Raw genomic sequence first — 19,872 nt, 5'->3', positions numbered from 1 at the left:
GGCTCACCACTTTGCTACAAGTTTAGTTTGTTACTTAAGAGTTGGGACAGGTTCTGAAACTCATCGATTGACAACTTGTCATAGAGAAAATCAGTTGGACTTTGTTCCGTTACTTGTTTGCTGCAGCAATGGTCGATTAGATTCGTCAAATGTTTTTGGAATAAAAATAATAGTTGTTCAATGGTTTGTTGCTGGTATTCTTGCTTGTTATAGTTGCATGTAATAATTAATTGTTCGCTTTCATTAATAATGCAGTTGATATCTAACGCTACAGATCTTTCCGTGAAGGGACTAGCCTCTTCTCCAGAGGAAAATTTAGAAAGTGTAAATACATCTGTATCTAGTTCCGTATCAAAACGCCCCATATAATTAAAGGCAATTTCAGGAGCGGCCTGAAATGCAGTCACACCAGACTCATTCACTTGAGCATAGTTTAATACCCCATACCCAAAGCCCTTGTTCGGTATCCTTCTAAGGCTGTCTTTAATGTTCTTAATCTGATATGAGAGATCATGCGCATTGTCCACTTCCAGTAAAAATGGATACATTGTTGTGAACCAGCCAACAGTTCTGGAAATGTTCATTTCCTGAAATACTTCTTCTCGCCCATGCCCTTCAAGATAGATCAACACACGAGACTGCTGAGTCCATTCTTTGATACTTAATCCAAGAGCAGTGAGCAAAATGTCATTAATTTCAGTATTGTAGGCCTGGTGCACCTGTCTTAACAATTTGCTAGTGTTCTCATTATCAAGTGATACACTTCCATTTTCACTATCACGCAACATGTTGGTTTCATAGGAGCTGTCTTTAGGCAACGCTCCGGACTGAGTTTGCTCCAGCTGTGCCCAGTATTCCAGTTCCTGCGCCAGCTCCTCGCTTGTTGCATATTGGCTTATTTCTTGTGCCCATGAGCGGTAAGAATCCGTTTTGTCTGGCAAGTGTAGTGCTGTCCCCTGCTGATATTGCTGATAAAGGGACGTAAAATCTTGTAAAATAATTCTCCACGAAACCCCATCAACTACCAGGTGATGAACCGCAATGAGCAGGTGATCCCCCTCAGCAGTCCGGAATAATCCAAGCTTCATTAAAGGACCGGTGGTGAGATCGAAACTACTTTGAATAGCCGTCGCTTCTTGCTCAATCCATGCTTCTGCTGGTAGACCTTCAGGCAGTGATTTTATCGTCAAGGATAGTGGTTGATTGTTTAGTCCTTCATTGTATTGAACGATGCGATCTTCTCTCTGACAGAATGTCATTCTTAAGGCATCATGCTGTTTAACAATGCAGTCAAATGCAGCCATAATCCCTTGCTCATCAAAACCGTCTTCAGAAAATAGCATGACGGACTGATTAAAATGCTGAGGACTTATCTTCTGTAGATGGAAGAATCGCTGCTGTATTGGCGTTAAAGGCAGCTCTCCCTCAATGGCTTCCTGACTAATCTTCCGACGGATCACCTTAACGAATGGGCTCAATTGTCTAATCTGAGGGTACAAAAATAATTCTTTAATGCTTAGCTTGTAGCCATGTGTGTTCAAACGTGAGACGATTTGTAGACCCTTAATAGAGTCTCCTCCCAAATCAAAGAAGTTGTGAGTCGCACTTACGCCTGTTACGGCAAGCACTTCCTCCCATATGTGGGCCAGCAATACTTCAGTCTCACCTGTTGGTTCCACATACTCTACTTCTAAGGCACCGCTCCAGTCAGGTTCAGGTAATGCTTTACGGTTAATCTTTCCGCCTGGTGTTATGGGAATCATGTCAAGCGGAACATACACCGAAGGTATCATGTAATCAGGAAGCTCCTTAGCCAACTGTATTTTGATACGATCCGTATCTACTGGGTTAGCTGATACCACATAAGCGCATAAATAAGAACTTCCCTTATTTTCTTTGACCATCACGACAGTTTCCTGAATTTCAGCTATGCCTAAAAGATGATATTCAATTTCACTAAGTTCAATCCTGTACCCGCGAATTTTGACCTGAAAATCGGATCTACCCAGGAATGCAATATTACCGTCAGGCAAGTATTTAGCTAAATCCCCCGTTTTATAGAGCTTTTCATAGCCAGGCATTGAATAAGGATTATCTATAAAGCTGGCCTTCGTTTTGATCGGATCATTCAAATATCCAATCCCAAGTGGTGTACCTGCAATATACATTTCTCCTGTAATTCCTACGGGAACCCTCTTTAGTCCAGAGTCCAATATATAAATCTTGGTATTGGCAATTGGCTTTCCGATCGGAATTCTGTCTTCATCTCCTGTCACTCGATAAGCAACACAGCCAATACTTGCCTCCGTTGGACCATACAGGTTCGTGATTTGAACATGAGGAAAAATGGTTAAAAATGTATGAACTGTCGATGGCGTAATTTCCTCACCACCAAGAATAACTTGTTGAAGAGAATCCAATTGCTTAGTTCGAGTTGAATTTTGATCTAACTGGTTGACAATAGCATTAAATACGGATGGAACGAAGTCTGTAAAAGAAATACGCTCCTGTTCAATGATATTCGTCATGTACGTAGCATCCACGGTCATGCCTGTTTCCGGCAACACGGTCGTTCCGCCGTTCATTAATGGCCAAAACAATTGCCATACCGCGCTGTCGTATACATGATGAGTCGTCTGGAGAACACTTTGTGCAGCCGATGTTCCAAAATAGTCGTTCATCCATAGAAAACGATTGGTGATTCCTTTATGGGCAGCAATAACTCCTTTGGGTTTGCCGGTTGAACCCGAAGTGAAGATTACATAGATTGGTGATTCCATATCTACATCTACTTCCGGGTTACTGATAGCGTTACTCCTCTTTTCGACTACAGAGCAGTCTATAACTAGATACTCTTCAGCATTTATTTCTGAGCTGATAGGTGTACTTGAATTGACCAATAGGGTAGAACTTCCCAAATCCTGCAGGGCGCTCTGTAAGCGGTCAATAGGCCACTCTGTATCAAGAGGCGAAAAAGCAGCACCTGTTTTCATAACAGCCAGCATGGATACTACCAGTTCCAGGCTCCGTTCCATGAGTATAGGCACATAACTTCCAAGTCCAATTCCTTTAGCCAACAAATTGCTTGCTATCGCGTTCGCCTGATCATTTAACTCCTTGTAGGTCAGCACCTGATCTTGATAGATAACAGCTTTAGCATCCGGTCTTCTATCAGCCTGCTCCTCAATATAATGATGTATGGGTCTTGGCTGTAGATAAGCTATATGAGTGCTGTTATACCGTTCCTCCATAGCAGCCGCTTCTGTTGCGCTTAGAAGATTAATATCAGTCAATGCCATATCAGCGTTTTGGACTACTTCCTCCAATACATTCAGGTAATGCTCGACGAGAAGCTCAATGGTTTCTTTTTTATACAGTTTTGTACTGTACTCAAATTCCAGATGAACTCTCCCAGCCTTTTGTTCGGCATTCAGTACAAGATCGAATTTGGAAATACCCGTTTTGAACGGATATAGCTCAAAATTAAGGTTATCGGCTTGCCACTGCTGTGCATCCGTATTCATAAAGGAGAACATCGTGTCAAACAACGGATTTCGACTCAGGTCTCTCTTGATGGACAGCTTATCAACCAGTTCGGCAAATGAATACGATTGATTTTGCAGAGCTTGCAGCGTGTTTTCTTTTACTTCGTTCAAAAAGGTTTTGAAGCTCTTATGACTAGCCGGATGGTTTCGAATAGCCAGTGTATTAACGAATAACCCTACGATCCCATTGGTATCTGCATGCGTTCGTCCAGATGTTGGGATGCCGATTACGATATCTTCCTGTCCCGCATATTTCCCCAGCAGCACATTATAGGCAGCAAATAGAAGCATAAAGAGTGTGCTATCTGTTTGAATACACGTGAGATTCAACTGTTCTATAAGCTTCTCGGACAGTTCGACTTTCACCATATCTCCAACAAAACTCTGCAATTGTGGCCGCTGATAGTCTGTAGGCAGATCTAGTACGGGAAGCTCCCCTTTATATTGATCAAGCCAATACTGTTCTTGCTTTGCATGAATTTCTGTATTCGATCTGAGCCAAGCAGAGTAATCTTTGTATTGAAGCGGTAAAGCGGGAAGTTCTTCTCCCTTGTACAGCTTGTTCCATTCGTTAATAATAGTGTCGATAGAAGTACCGTCAGCTATCAAATGGTGCATATCAATAAGAAGCATAAACTTATCACGATCCATTTGAAGAAGCTCCGCCCGAAATAGTGGGGCTTTGCCAACATCAAAAGGACGGATGAAATTATGGATCAATGTATCTATGCCCTTTGTCGTAATATCACCAGCAGCCCGGGCAAAGCCAAGTTCAAAGCTTACCTCTGGTTGTACAAATTGCACCGCTCTATCATCCACATATCCGAACGAGGTCCGAAATGCTTCGTGCCGAGCTAATAATTGCTCAAAGGTACGCTCCACTCTTCTTCGATCTACATGACCTTCGATCATCAATGCTGCCGACATGTTGTAAGCCACACCCGTCTCATCCAGCGGCAGCACGGCCAACAATCTGGATTGTGCTGGAGAAACCTCATAATAAGCTTCCTCAGTCACTGCCTCAATTCGTCGATAATCTGTTGGCTTGGCAGCAAGTATTTTCTTGGAGAGTGCTTCGATTGTTGGTGCCCCAAATATATCTTGAGTCGAAATTTCGATATGAAAGACCTCGTTGATTTTCGCAGTCAACAGAGTAGCTTTCATCGAGTGCCCACCTATTTCAAAAAAATGATCGTGTATACCAATCGGCGAAATCTCCAGCAGATCCTGCCACATTTCGATCAATAGCTGCTCCGTTTCATTATTGGGCCCAACGTGCTGTAATTCTTTGTTGAGATGACCACCTGGTTCAGGCAATGCACTTTTACTAACTTTACCATTTGCTGTCAGCGGCATCGCATCCAACAAAATTACATGGGCTGGTACCATATAGTGAGGCAGGCTTGACGACAAATAGTCTTTCAAAATATCTACTGTAACTGATTCCCGCAAAACGGCATAAGCGCATAAATACGGATTGTCATCTGTTCCTTTAATCACTACTGCTGCCTCTTTTACCGCTCTGTGAGCCAACAATGTGCTTTCAATTTCACCTGGCTCAATCCGGTAGCCTCTGATTTTAACTTGTTGATCTGCTCGGCCAAGATACTCTAGCGTTCCGTCAGGTAACCATCTCGCCAAATCTCCTGTTCTGTAGAGCTTCATATTGTCCAAATAAGGGTGTGGGATAAATTTCTGCGCCGTAAGCTCAGGACGATTACGATATTCTCGCGCAATACCTTTACCCCAAACACATAATTCTCCTGGAAGTCCTATTGGTCGCAACTGCAAGTATTGATCCAGAATGAGAACACCCGTATTTGGAATCGGCTTTCCAATACACCCCACTTCTTCAGGCCCCATATCTCGTAACATCGTTGTAACTACGCTATTTTCTGTTGGGCCATATTCATTGAACAATTGAATGCCAGGATGTTTGGCTTGGCTGGCTTCTACCAACCGTTTCGTTGCTTTCTCACCGCCTAACGTTACAACCTTGAGAGACATGGCTTCATCTGGGGCCAGACCCTCTATAACAGACATGTACATGGAAGGAGTACACACGAGATGTGTAATATGACTTGATAAAATTAAGGTCTTCAGAGCCGATAATTCACTCAATTCCTCATTCGTAGGCAGCACCACCGTACTTCCAGACAGCAGCGGAGTAAAAAAGGCACCCACAAAAGCATCAAATGAGCTAGACAGCAATGGCAGGATACGGTCTGTTGCTTCTAGTGCGTATTCATTTATTCTCCAAGATAACGTATTTAATATCGCTCGATGCTCAATACAAACTCCTTTAGGAGTACCGGTTGAGCCCGATGTATAGATCACATATGCCAAATGACTTGAATCCGATTCCCACTTGGAAGACAACTTGCTTTCTGTTTTATACCACTCATCATCGTCCATATTTAGGACTAAGCCTTCATAAGTAGTAGCATTGTAATTAGATGAGTCATTCAACAACAGGAGCGGAGCCCCGCTATCCTCAAGCATAAAGTGAATTCGTTCTTCTGGATAAGAACTGTCGATTGGAAGATAGGCACCACCGGCTTTTAAAATAGCCAACATACCCACGGCCAAATCTAATGAACGACCCGCCATTAATCCGACTACAGTGTCTGCCCCTACTCCCCGCTTCATTAATGCCCTCGCCAGCTGATTTGATTTCTCGTTCAGCTCTTTATAAGTAATCACATGTCCCTGATGAACTACAGCTACATGATCCGGACTTTTGAGGGCTTGCTCTTCGAATTGCAAGTGCAGCGTTTCTTGTTTCTTCACTATCGATGAAGAGGGCAGATCAAAAGTGTTAAAGCCGTGTATTAGCTGTAACTTCTCTTCCTCAGGTAACCATTCCAACTTCCCAATCTCGCTCCAAGGTTGTTCCAAAATGGAGCGTAGTATTTGTATATAAAGACTAGCAAGGCGATCAATCGTTTCTGATCGGAACAATTGGGTACAATAATTGAAGCGTAAGGCCAGACCCTCCTGCCATTCGTCAGCACTTAGTACAAAGTCGAATTGGGAAATCCCTGGATTGAATTCACTTGGATGAAATTTTACTCCATTGGCTTCAAGCGAACTCATCTCAAAATTCTGCATGACAAACATCGTATCAAACAAAGGATTGCGTCCTTGGTCACGACGGATATCCAGTCTCTCAATCAATGCTTCAAAAGGATAGTCTTGATAATCCATAGCTCGTAGAGTCGTTTCCTTGACCTCTTGCAAAAATGAATGAAAACTACGCTGAGGAGACGGACGGTTCCGCAAAGCTAACGTGTTGACAAACATCCCCATCATCGTTTCCGTGTCCGGATGCTGACGCCCTGCCACCGCTGTTCCTACAATAATATCTTCCTGACCCGTATACTTTGCGAGCAGTATATTATAAGCCGCAAGCAGGATCATAAAAGCTGTAGTCCCCGTATTTTTGGCAAGCTTCTTTAATTCTTCTGTCATCGCTGAAGTGATGTTATACGACAATACAGCCCCTTCGTAGCTTTGATGTAATGGTCTAGGGAAGTCCGTAGGCATTGCCAGTATAGGTAATTCTCCGTTCAAAACATTTTTCCAATAATGTTCCTGTTCAAACAAACGATTACTGGTATACTGTTCCTTTTGCCATGCAACAAAATCTTTATATTGAATTTGGATCGGAGCTAAAACTTCACTCCGGTACAGTTGTACGAGTTCATTAAGGAAAAGGGATAACGAAAGCCCATCTGCAATACTGTGATGCATATCCATGACCAACATATGTTTATTAGCCTCAAAGCGAAACAATTCTGCTCTGAAAAGTGGCCATTGGCGCAGATCAAACGGACGGACAAACAAGCGACTCATCTCGTCTGCATCTTTCTCCAATATTTCTGTGACTTTGATTTCAAAAGTCGGCTCATCATGAATAACTTGTACAATTTCGCCATCCACGATATTAAAAGAAGTACGAAATGATTCATGACGCCGGATCAAATCCAGGCAAGCCTTCTGAAGACGGGGGATATCTAGATCCCCATCAATACGCACCTGACCCGTAATATTGTAGGCTGTACCTATCCCCATATCCTGTAAGACAAACATACGCCTTTGGGCATCTGATACTGCATAATGCGTACATTCTTCGAGCTTTTTAATAGAAATGGCTGTTCCTTGTTTGGCTCCTTCGATCACCTTGGTCAAGGTCGAAACTGTCGGTGAATGGAAAAGTACATTCAAAGGGATTCGTTTGCCAAACTCTTGATGAACTCTGGCAAGCAAGAGAGTCGCCTTCAACGAATCTCCTCCTAGATCAAAGAAATTGTCATCAGATCTAACACGATTTAATCCCAGCACCGTTTCCCAAATTTCTCCTACTTTTCTCTCCGTGCTACTAACTGCCTCAACAGGTTCTTTGCTAACAACTTGTTTCATAGTAGAAAGCTGCGACAAGTCTACATATCCCTGCGAATTTAAGGGCATGTTTTCAAGCTGAACGATCTGTTGAGGTACCCATTGGTCTTGCAAATGATTTCGCAATTGCTTGCGTAGGATTTCCTCTACTCCATCATTAAGACTCGTAACATAAGCAACCAAAAGTGTGTCTGCTCTGCCGTCTGTGCTCTGGGCTATCACTTGGCATTCGCTAATTTGTGGAATAGAGGTAATAAATCGTTCAAGTTGTTCAGTATATATGGCATGTCCTTTTATATAGACTCGTTTCTGAACAGGTCCCAACAATTGTAATTCACCGTTTGCGGTTCGCAAAGCCAGGATTCCTGTCGGTAAATACACTGAATTTTCGGAAGGAGATTCGTTTTCCTGTACTACATGCAGTTCCCCGATCGTCCCCACAGGCGCAGGTTGCAGATAATGATCCAGTAAATAGATGGCTCTTGGTGAATCGTTGTCCGTGATGCCGCTGGATTCGAGTTCCACATAGTCCCTGTAGTTTTTAACCCCATATTTCAGTTCATCCTGATTTAAGAGGGAGATATCTACAAAATCCCGTTCCTGCCCATCAGCAATCGTATTCAGGATGTGTAAAAAATACTCTGCCCAAATCTGCATTGTTTCCGGTGCGGCCAAGCTGGCTTTAATATCAAAATCAAACCAAAGCTCTCCCTCGACCTCCATCACATTGAGAAACATGTCATATTTGGAGTACAGGATCGGCGTCGGTATCAATTCGACGTCCAGTCCATGAAAATGAAAATTCTGCATTGGTCGATCCATATTGAAGATGACATTCATCTCAGGTATCCGTATGTTCTCAATACGCTCAATCAGATCAGCAAAAGAGTAGCTTTGAAGCGGTTCGACCTCCTGCATGACTTGCTTAACTTGTGCCATATACTTAAATAAAGAATCTTTACTGGTAATATGGCTCACAATCGGCAGCATGTTAACACAGTTACCGATCAAATTAATTTGTTCCATTCTAGACTGTCCAGAGGTAGGAATACCTACTACTATCGTTGTGTTTCCAGTTAAGCGGTGCAGAAACACCTTATATGCACTCAGCAGTGTAACAAACAAGCTGTTACCCGCTTTAATGCTAAGCTTTTTCAACTTTCTCGCCAGCGTACTGTCTGCCCGAATATTTATTCTTCTTCCTCTATACGATGCTTTCTTCATGCCACCGTCCTCAGACGGAATGTCCATGGCGACAGGGACGGAATCCAATGTCCGTGCCCAGTAAGAAACTGCCTCACTCACTCCTGCATGTTCTAGCTCCAACTGCTGCCAAGCTTGAAATTCTCTGAATTTTGGCGGTACAGGCAACGTGACTATATTTTCACCTTTGCAGAAAGAAGTGTAGGCTTGCTCCCATTCACGGATAAATACTGCCATCGACCAACCATCAGCAACAATGTGATGAAATGTGAACACCACAATATGTTCTTCCGGTTGTAAACGTAAAATGTGAGTTCGGAACAGCGGATCTTTGGACGTCAAATCAAACGCCCTTTTCCCCTCTTCCTCAAACCATTGCTTGACCTTTTCTTCGTGCTCTGATGGAGGAGATCCTGAGAAATCACTCAGTGAGATGACCACATTCACGTTGTCAAGAACATGCTGTTCTTCGCCATCGAGGTCAATAACCGTCCGTAGCGAATCATGCCGGTTCACAATTGCTTGAACTGAACGTTTTACAGTATCAAGCTGCAGTTGACCCTGCATCCGCAAGGCTGCTATTTCATTGAATGCAGTGGATGAATCACTTCTGGATTGCGTAGCAAACCAAATTTGCTGCTGCTCCTTTGTTAAAGGGAACGATGAGGATTCGATGGGAACCACATTATTTTTTCGGTTTCCATTTCCATCCGGTGATGGCGTATTGTCAGGTAAGAATCCCCCTTTTCTCAATTCCTCCACGCTTTCCTTTACAGCCTGTGTAATTTTTTGAAGGTCCCCATCTGTATGAGCAGTCGATAAAAAGCAATTGCGACCTTCCCAAATGTAAATTCCCTTGTCAATCAGCAGATGGAAAAAGAGCTCAATGTCGCCAAACGAAACAAACCGGAATAGTGAGCCATAGTTCACCATGTGGATAGGTACACTATTTTGTTTAAAATAAGTATTCAGCTCTGCTACCCATTCGTTGGTTCTTCGGTTCAGTTGTTCCTGAAGATTCGGCCCTTCAGACTTCAAATATTTCAAAGTCGCTAGAGCCGTGTGCATGGTCAGCGGATGTGTGCAGAAAGTACCGCCTACGAATGTTTTAATATTCGTATTTTCCGGATAGGAGTCGTCTCCGAACGACCACACACCTCCATCTACAGTGTCCATAAACTCTGAGCTTCCGGCGACAATGCCAACAGGCATACCTCCACCCGCCACTTTTCCGTAAGTAACTAGATCAGCTTTAATTCCAAACCAGGCCTGAGCACCTCCTGGATGAATTCTAAATCCTGTAATTACTTCATCAAAAATAAGTGCCGTTCCCGAATGTGCTGTTATTTCGCGAATTTGCTTCAAGAACTCCTTTGGTTGCAAATCCGGTCTGCGACTCTGTACAGGCTCAACCAATACGGCAGCAAGTTCATGTGCATAATGTTTGATAGCTTTTATAGAATCCGGGTGATTATAAGGGAGTACAATAACATCCTCCATCATGCTCGAAGGAATTCCCGGTGCCATGGGTAACGCCTCTCCTCTGCTTGAGTTCGGATCGGACACAGCCAGTACACCATCGAACGTTCCATGGTAAGAACCAGCAAACAGCACTATTTTGGAGCGTCCTGTAGCCGCTCTAGCCAAACGTAAAGCAACCATAACAGCTTCTGACCCCGAATTATAAAAGGCAACCCGCTCCACACCTGTCAGCTCGCTAATCAAGGCAGCAACCTCACCTGCTGTATTCGACATAGGGCCGATCGAAGGCGTACGGTCGTGCACATTGCTCCGCAAAGTATCGGTTAGCCAAGCTGGGTTATGACCCAGTAAATGAACCCCGAAGCCCATAGTTAGATCAATGTACTCATTCCCATCTACATCCCATATCCTTGAACCCGAAGCGCTCTCTGAAATGATAGGATATACGATTTCTTTCCAATAGGACCGGAACCCAGACACATGACGATTATTAGCATGAACCAATCGACTATCCTGTGTGTATTTCTTGGACCCGCGGGTTCGTTGAGTATATCGTTTAATAAAACGCTGTAAGAAATCATTTTGCCGCCCACTGTATCCACTTTCCTCACCGATCAGTAGAGGTTGATAGGGTACAAAGGGTTTGGATTCAGTAGTTGTATTCACTTTAATTGTAGAAGTGATAGGCACGTCAGTTGCCACAGCATGCAGAGTTGTAGGCTGAACACTGACTGTGTCTTTGTTTGTTGTTAACGGTGCAGCCTGAATAGTTCCCCCTTGACCGCCACTAAGCATCTCTAGTTGTTTGGTCAACACTTGAGTAAGTCCAAGCTGTTGGTTGTTCAGTAATTCAATTTGTTGAGAGAGTAACTTTTCCAGGCCACCAAACTCGGACGAAGACTTTGCAGCAACCGTATTTTCTGGATTGACTTCTGTCCGATCATCGACCGTACTTAGAGCATCAGCAGCCGCTACCGATTGGGTGGTATATGTCAAATCTGAAATAAACGTTGTTAGACGATCCAGGTTTGTAACACTTTCAAAGAAGTGGTTCATGGGAACATCCACATTAAATTGTTCTCTAATTTCTTTTTGAACTTGAACTAGCATAATTGAATCCAAGCCCATTTCGAGAAAATGCATCTGTTCATCCAGTTGTTCCACCGTAAAACCGGAAACTTTACTGATTACATCTTTTAATACTTTGGAAATCTTCGCTGTGTAGTCTAGCTGATCTGTAGCTTGCAGTTCTTTTGGATACGCGGACTCCATACTTTTCTCCTCCCTGCCTACGTTACTTATCTGCACTACTTTTGGAGTAAACCAGCAACGATTTCGTTCAAAAGGGTACAAAGGCAGCGACTGGATTATTTTGATATCATCCGCATAAAGCGCTTGCCACGGAATAGCCATACCTTTGACGTACAGTTCACCCAATTGGCGTAGAGCGTGAACATCTGTATGTGCACTTGCTCTAATGGCTGTAATCAATCGACCTACCGTATCATCTTTTTCCCGTTTATGATCAACGCTCTGTTTATGAGAACCTATATACATATCAGGTGTATTCTCTCGTTTGTTCCCGGAAGTCCATCGCTCCAACTTGTGTAATAAATCCTCTGGACTGGAAGTAATAACTGCTAATTTATGTTCCATATGAGCTCTGCCGATATGTGTGGTATAGCACATCTGCTCCAAGGAAACCGCTGGATTTTGGCGTAAATAGTCCACATATCCCTCAACCAAATGATGCAGACTTCGCTCATTTTTTGCAGAAACCGTAAAAAGATGAATGCCATCCGGCGTGTTTACAGAATCATCATCTGTTCGCGTTTCTATAAACTCTTCCATAACAACATGAGCATTTGTTCCACTGAAACCAAAAGAACTTACTCCGCAGCGAAGTGGGGCATCATTTGAACTTAAATCCGCTACTTCTGTCGTTAAATAAAACGGCGACAATTCAAAATTAATACGGGAACTAGGCCTCTTAAAATGAACCAACGGAGGATTCTTCCTCGTTTGCAGCATCAGAACTGCTTTAATAAGACTGGATATTCCTGCTGCTTCAAATAAGTGACCAATATTGGGTTTGACAGAACCTATTGCACAAAATTGTTTTTTATCCGTATATTTTTCAAAGGCTTGTGTCAATCCCGCGATCTCAATAGGGTCCCCCAGTTTAGTTCCCGTTCCATGGGCTTCGATAAATGACAGAGTTTCCGGGTGAATAGCCGCATCATTCCAAGCCGCCTCCACCACTTCTGCCTGTGCGGAAGGACTAGGCGCAGTAATTCCTACCGTTGTACCATCCTGATTCACCGCACTTCCTTTTATTACTGCATAAATACGGTCTCCGTCTTGCAAAGCTTGATCGAGAGGCTTCAACAGAACCGCTGCAACCCCTTCTCCTACACCTGTTCCATCCGCTTCTGCATCAAAGGTACGAGCTCTGTAATTTGGCGATTCCATATCTAGTCCCAGCTTCACTGGTAATAGCATCGTTCGAATTCCTCCGGCAATCGCCATCTTGCAATCCCCTGTCGCTAACGCCTTGCAAGCCATATGAATCGCGACAAGTGAAGAGGAGCACGCCGTATCCACTGTTACTGCTGGACCTTTTAAATTAAGAAAGTAAGAAATTCGACTTGCCAGCACTGACGGTAAATTTCCAACAATATACTGGTGAAATTTGTCCGGTTCTCCTTTAGAGAGCATCCGCTCATAATCGTAGCCCACTTTTGAGTAGCCGACGTAAACTCCTACCTTTTGTCCATGAATCCGATCCCCTGCATAACCCCCATCTTCAAGTGCATGCCATGCCGTCTGAAGGAACAATCTCTGATTAGGGTCCATATAGCTAGCTTCCACAGGACTCAGCTTGAAGAACGCATAATCAAATTTATCAATTTCTTCTAGGAAGCCGCCTTCTATAAACTCTTCTTCTCCCTTCCTTTGATCCACAACTGATAAATAATCGATGGCGTCTTGCTTACGTTGAGAGCCTAAGTTCCCGATACAGTCATCGCCTTGGACAATATGATCCCAATACTGTGACACAGATGAAGAACCAGGTAAGTCCAAAGAGAGCCCAATAATAGCCACGTCCTTGCTATGATTGTGATCCGTATCATCCGTAGGAATATGCTGTTGTTCAGAATCAGTAGGGCTCGCTAAAAATTCTGCCAAGTGAGCTATTGAGGGATGATCAAACAAATCGGTAACTGCAAGCTTAATCCCCAGCTGATTTTCAATTTTGTCTGTAATCTGAACCAGTTGTAGGGAATTGGCTCCTAAATCAAAATAGCTGTCTCTCGTATCAACCTCTTCCCTAAGTAATACCTCGCAGCAAATATCGTGAAGTACTTTTTCGATCTCAAACGAAAGTGTAGGCAATTTTTGATTTTTGTTTTCTTGCTCCATAATCCCTTTTAAAACTAATGAAGTCTCCTGATAATGTCCCGCTTCATACTGAGCCGCAAGCTTATACCTCTGCAACTTTCCACTAGTCGTTTTGGGCATTTGCTTAATAGGTATAATATCGTGAACCGCCCATCCTCCATGACGATACAAATGTTTTTTTAATTGAGTTGCAATTGGAGAAAATTTTCCTATCGTCTTTTTGGATACGACAAATACCACAATTTCCTCTGATTCCATCCCATTAACACGAACTCCACACGCCGCCACACGATTAAGTTCGACTCCTTCTACTTCCTCAGCGATACGCTCGATGTCATGAGGGTAAACGTTCTGTCCATTTACAAATATGATATCCTTTGCTCTCCCTGTGACGACTAATTGACCTTCACGGAAGAACCCCAGATCGCCAGTTCTCACCCATCCGTCTAGCGTCAAAAGTTTGGATGTCGAATTCTCGTTGTTATAGTATCCCTTTGTAACATTTTCACCTTTGATTTGTATATGCCCAATAACGCGATCTGCGACTTCCTCATCCTCGTCATTGCATATTCTGATTTCACAATAATCTAACGACTGACCGACTACAACAAATGGCAGAGCATTATGAAAAGTCTTGTCTACCTCCAAGACAGACTCTCCAATGTTTAAGTGCTTACGATCAACATAAACGGTTATATAGTCAGCATCAATTGGCGGGATAGCAACTCCAACCGATGCTTCTGCTAAACCATATGATGCTCGCATACTCGTTCTTTTTAATCCAAAAGGAGCTAATGTCTCAAGAAATGCGTCACATAATTCAGTAGAGATAGGTTCAGCACCATTGATGATGGTACGGATCTTGGACAGATCCCAGTTCATTGCTTTTTCGGGTTTGAAAAATTGCATGAAATACTTATATCCAAAGTTCGGCGAGGATATAATGCTTACTTGATGTTCACTAGCTTTTTTTATCCAAAGTACTGGCTGACGAATGAACAGCGAAGTCGGCATAATGTACTGATTCACTCCAGCAACTAATGGGGTAATATGATTGTAAATTAAACCCATATCATGGGTTAGAGGCATCCACTGCAAGAACGAATCTTGCTCTGTGACGACCGTCCTATTTATAATTCCACTTGTGTTATGAATGAGATTATGATGTGTAAGGATGACTCCCTTAGGATCACCTGTGGAACCGGAGGAAAACTGAATAAATGCTATATCCTCCAATTGAGGGGTGTGTATCTTTGCAAAGGATTGCTTAGGTTGTTCATGGTCTTGAAGAAGTAATTGATGACGATGGCGGATATTTTCGAATAGGTTATTCTGATTGGTTTTCAGGGTATATTTCTCAAGGTCTTTTAATATTTTGGGCTCGATGAGTAAAAAAGGATCGTTAAGAACATCCCAGATTTTAAAAAGCTTCATTCTATGCTCATCATTGTTACCGATGCTGACAGGTACCGGGATCATACCACCAAGAATGCAAGCCCAAAACGCTTTCACAAAATGACGATTATTTTCTATTTGAAATACGATTTCCTGTCCCTGCTTCACTCCTGCATTCTGAAGATTCTCCAGAAACGCTAGAGCTTCCCAATATAAATCTTTATAAGTAAGTGTTGTTTCGTTTTGATCCGACTCAATAAAGGTTATAAATTTATGGTCACTCTTTCCCCGTTCTGTAATAACATCAACCAGGGTTTTGAACCTTTTTGTATACATGCTATTCCCCCCGTATATCGTAAGATTTATTAGCTTCCAGTTAATAAATTTACAATTTCCAACATCATTGATGAATCTTATTTAGATCATATTAAGAATCGTCTGTTGTTCTTGCTCGGGCACTTGCTTGGTAGTGAGAATAGTACGAATGAGCTCTAACACCTCTGTATTAACCGCATTATAAACGGTGTCATTTTTATGATTTTGAAGTTGATTGATCCTATTTCGGATCTGCTGACTAGGGTAAACAACTCCCTTCATATGTTGTTTGTAATCCCCGTTTCGATTTCGTGCAATAAGCGCTGCTGCAAAGCCTTCCTCCAGACGCTCAAGTGTAAATTTGCGTGTAGTTTGCTGCTTACTTAGCCACTTGTCCGCTTCTTTTAAAGAAGAACTGGTATTAATAGAAAAAGTAGAGATACTAGGATATCTTTCTTTCATTAGCTGTCCAAGTACTTTTCTCGGACCTAATTCTAACGCAACAGTAATACCGTTCTGGTATAAATAATCCATCGTATCTGTCCAACGTACAGGGCTTATCATTTGCTTGTACAGCAAGTCATAAATTGAGAATTCATCATGTGGTAAGGCTGTTACATTGGAAACAACCGGCCACCTTCCCTTGCGTAGCGGGATTTTTTTTAGTTCTGCGGCAAGCTTATCTGCTGCAGGCTTCATCAGAATACTGTGAAAAGGCCCGCTTACTGTTAAATAGTTAACCTTACTATGTTCTAGACGTTTGATTTGCTCCACTATTCGAGCCATAGGTTCTGTATGTCCTGATAGCACGTACTGATTGTTTGAATTGTGACAGGCAATAGATATAACATCACGTTCCGTAGATATCTCTTGACATAAGCTCTCCAGAATAGAAGCAGAAACATTCGCAACAGCAACCATAGTCCCTACCCCGTTGGCTGTAGCCTGCTGCATGAACATTCCTCGTTTTCTCACGATTTGAAGTCCATCTTGAAGGGAGAAAAAACCGCTGCACACCAATGCTGAGTATTCTCCTAAACTATGACCGGCCAACAGTTGAGGTTCCAGTTCCAGTATTTCTCTGCTAGCATAGTATGCAGCAAGACTGGCAGTAAGTAAGGCTGGTTGGGCATTCATGGTCTGAAGAAGCTCTTGGGAATCTCCTTCAAAGCAAAGTTTTGAGAGTTTTACACCTAAGATATCATCCGCTTCATCGAATAAACGCTTTACCACAGTAAAATTATCCCATAGTTCTTTACTCATTCCTACATATTGCGAACCCTGCCCAGGAAAAATAAAAGATACTTTATTCATCTGAAAACCTCTTCTCCAGTGAGCTTCCTGAATATGTGTACTTTTCAAATTTAACTTCTGTTGCAAGTTATAACCTTTATAGTATTAAAGCAGAAATTTATGATCGACATAATTAATGAAAAAAAGAATCATTTAAAAACAAATTAAATCATATGTAATTACCGTGCACTAGCATTTAATAAGCTTGTATTAATAATTTATCAATCGTTATTCAAACCCATGTTTTACTCCTTTTACGAATTAAAATAACGATTTATTTCAACAAAGTCAATGAATAAGTCAACCTTCGAATGTTACATTTTTGTAAATAAAAGGTCGCAAAATGTAGAAATTTGTTGATTATCATTAGATAAAGTCGTTTTCTTGAAAGAATAGCTTTTTTCATTATTTTCACTACATAAAAATAAATAAAATTAAATTATGCAATTGTTAAATATTTTTAAAAGATAAACAAATATACACACTTATTATATTATTGTATTTATCCAAATTATGATATTATACTCTTTTTTGAACCTTGCTCTTAAGCTCAGATTGCTCTATGTTTGAAAACATAAATTAAAGACACTACATGAGTCAGATGTCCTTTACCCCATGAAATTGCTGCTTAAATCATAAATACTATGTAACAATTAAATAACTCTAATAGAATTTTAGAAATATGCGCACGAAAAAATCTACAGATTTTACCAACTGATGAGCTTCGCAGTCTTCCACTGCTGCTCGCTTAGTCTTGAAAAAGTCTGTAGATTTTATAGATACTCGTATTCACGTTATGATCTCTCACTGCTCAAGACCTAGTTATAATCCTCCCAATAGCGATACTTCATTTCATTCTCACCTTTGGTGACGATGATCATGTTCTCGACATGCCCAGTTTCTTTATTTGTCCGGTAGATCATGGTACGGGTTTCTCCCTCATCAGGAACAGAGAACAGCACCTTGTCACTGATCATACCGCCACCAATGCCGACAACGTGTTCCCCCCAGCCGGAGGCTGCGCCCGAACCTGCTCCACTGACGCCAGTCCCGCGCGACAAAATAAGACCCATTCCATATCCGGTAACGGTCTGGGCCGTTTTACCTAGAGCGTGTTCTCCGGCTGATTGAGTATGCTTTTGGACCCAGTAATCGTATTGGTCCGTATTTTGCTCATAACTTATAATATTTCCTTTTTTATCTATAGATATATCTGTTTTGCTTCCGTCTTTACCTGTCAGTTCAGTGACGGCAACAAGGGAATCGGATGTGATCTTGGAAGTCTCTCCTGTATTGTAATCTGTGCGAGTAACCGAGTCCTCGTATTGCAGCTGCAGGACATTCATCTGGTCGTGGATTTTCTGCATGACTTGCTTGTCGCCGATGGTCTCCGCGTTTTTCAATAGTTCCTCATATTGATGATATTTATCCGCGTCTGCCTGCTCCCACTCGTCTATATTTTTGGGTGAATTCACGATATCTTCAGCATGATTTCCAGCCTCTCCGCTACCCGCCAGCGCTGCACTAGCGTTCATCGCTGCTGCCAAGGCTGACCAGAAGCCACGTGTGCTTCCAGCATCCGCATTTCTAAACTTCAAAGCAATGCTTTTCAGCTCAATTTCAATGGATTGAACCTTATTTAATATAGAAGAAAGCGTATATTTAGCTGTACGATAGTCATTATAAAAACGATTTCTCTCCATACCATCCCACTGGCTGTGAAGGCGGTTCATTGTGCTATCCAGACCGTTCAGCTGGTTATACAGTATGCCGTGGGCATTGGCAAATTGGGAGGCCACGTTATCCAGCTGCTCCGGTGTGACTTGGATTTTTGTCATGGTGATCACATCCCATCTTCGAAAATAGGAGATAGACATTAAAGTTTACAGTAATCCTTATTTCATATTGTAAGCTATAGAGGTCGGACATTCATGAGGATTTATACGTATTTGTGTATCCAGAAGCAGTTCCTTTGATATAATGAATCCATATGAGTTTATTTCGACAATATATTATTGAAAGTCAGGTGTAAGGACATGTCAGACAAAAAAAATTATTTTTTTTGATATCGACGGTACATTACTGGACGATGAAAAGAAGATGCCGTTAACGGCAGAAAAAGCAGTCTTTGCTTTGAAAGAGCAAGGACATGAGGTAGCCATCGCAACAGGACGTGCGCCTTTTATGTTCAAGGATATCCGCGAGCAGTTAGAAATTGATTCCTACGTTAGCTTTAACGGGCAATATGTGGTGCTTCGTGGGGAAGTCGTCGCTACCAATCCGCTGAATCGAGAAGCCTTGCAAGCGATGACTGATCTGGCACTCACACATAATCATGCTCTCGTATATATGGATCATATGGACATGAAGGCTAATATTCCTAACGATGAGCTTGTGGAGAAATCGGTCCAAACGCTTAAGGCCAAGATTTCGGTTGGGTACGATCCGCTCTATTTCCAAGGGAGAGATATTTATCAGACGCTGTTGATGTGTACAGCCGAAGAAGAGCCTTACTATGAAGCGGTATTCAAAGCATTTGACTTTGTACGCTGGCATCCAAGTTCAGTGGACGTTGTTCCTCACGCTGGCTCTAAAGCAAAGGGAATCCGCGAAATTACATCCAGACTGGGCATTGCCGATGAGAATCAATACGCTTTTGGCGATGGATTAAACGATGTGGAGATGCTGACAACTATACATAACAGTGTCGCGATGGGGAACGGTTGTGATGAAGCCAAAGCCGTTGCTAAAATGGTCACAAAACGCGCAGATGAAGACGGTATTTTATACGGACTGCAAAAGCTTGGTTTGTTAAGCTAACAGAATTGTTTGACAC

General features: G+C 42.3%; 4 protein-coding genes. 1 reads left to right on the top strand and 3 read right to left on the bottom strand.

The window, feature by feature from the left end; all coding sequences use genetic code 11:
* Positions 1-14: 14 nt before the first annotated feature.
* The 3 genes from C400_RS0105840 to C400_RS0105830 all read right to left on the bottom strand — a co-directional run bounded on the left by C400_RS0105840 (position 15) and on the right by C400_RS0105830 (position 18,874).
* Entirely contained in the window at positions 15-15,764 is a 15,750-nt protein-coding gene (locus C400_RS0105840; protein WP_017426296.1) for a non-ribosomal peptide synthetase, read from the bottom strand.
* Positions 15,765-15,845: 81 nt separating this feature from the next.
* Positions 15,846-17,057, bottom strand: a complete 1,212-nt coding sequence (gene fabD / locus C400_RS0105835; protein WP_017426295.1) for an ACP S-malonyltransferase — start codon at positions 17,055-17,057, stop codon at positions 15,846-15,848.
* A 797-nt stretch (positions 17,058-17,854) separates the two neighbouring features.
* Entirely contained in the window at positions 17,855-18,874 is a 1,020-nt protein-coding gene (locus C400_RS0105830) for a WXG100 family type VII secretion target (RefSeq protein ID WP_017426294.1), read from the bottom strand.
* A gap of 214 nt (positions 18,875-19,088) precedes the next feature.
* Between C400_RS0105830 and C400_RS0105825 the strand changes: the two genes are divergently transcribed.
* A complete protein-coding gene (locus tag C400_RS0105825) occupies positions 19,089-19,856 on the top strand; it encodes a Cof-type HAD-IIB family hydrolase (RefSeq protein WP_049885675.1) in 768 nt (255 codons plus the stop codon).
* Positions 19,857-19,872: the final 16 nt, after the last annotated feature.

Source organism: Paenibacillus sp. ICGEB2008, assembly GCF_000307675.1.
Classification (GTDB): domain Bacteria; phylum Bacillota; class Bacilli; order Paenibacillales; family Paenibacillaceae; genus Paenibacillus; species Paenibacillus polymyxa.
Note: the sequence above shows the minus strand (reverse complement) of the source record. Positions and strands in the feature narration are given on the sequence as shown.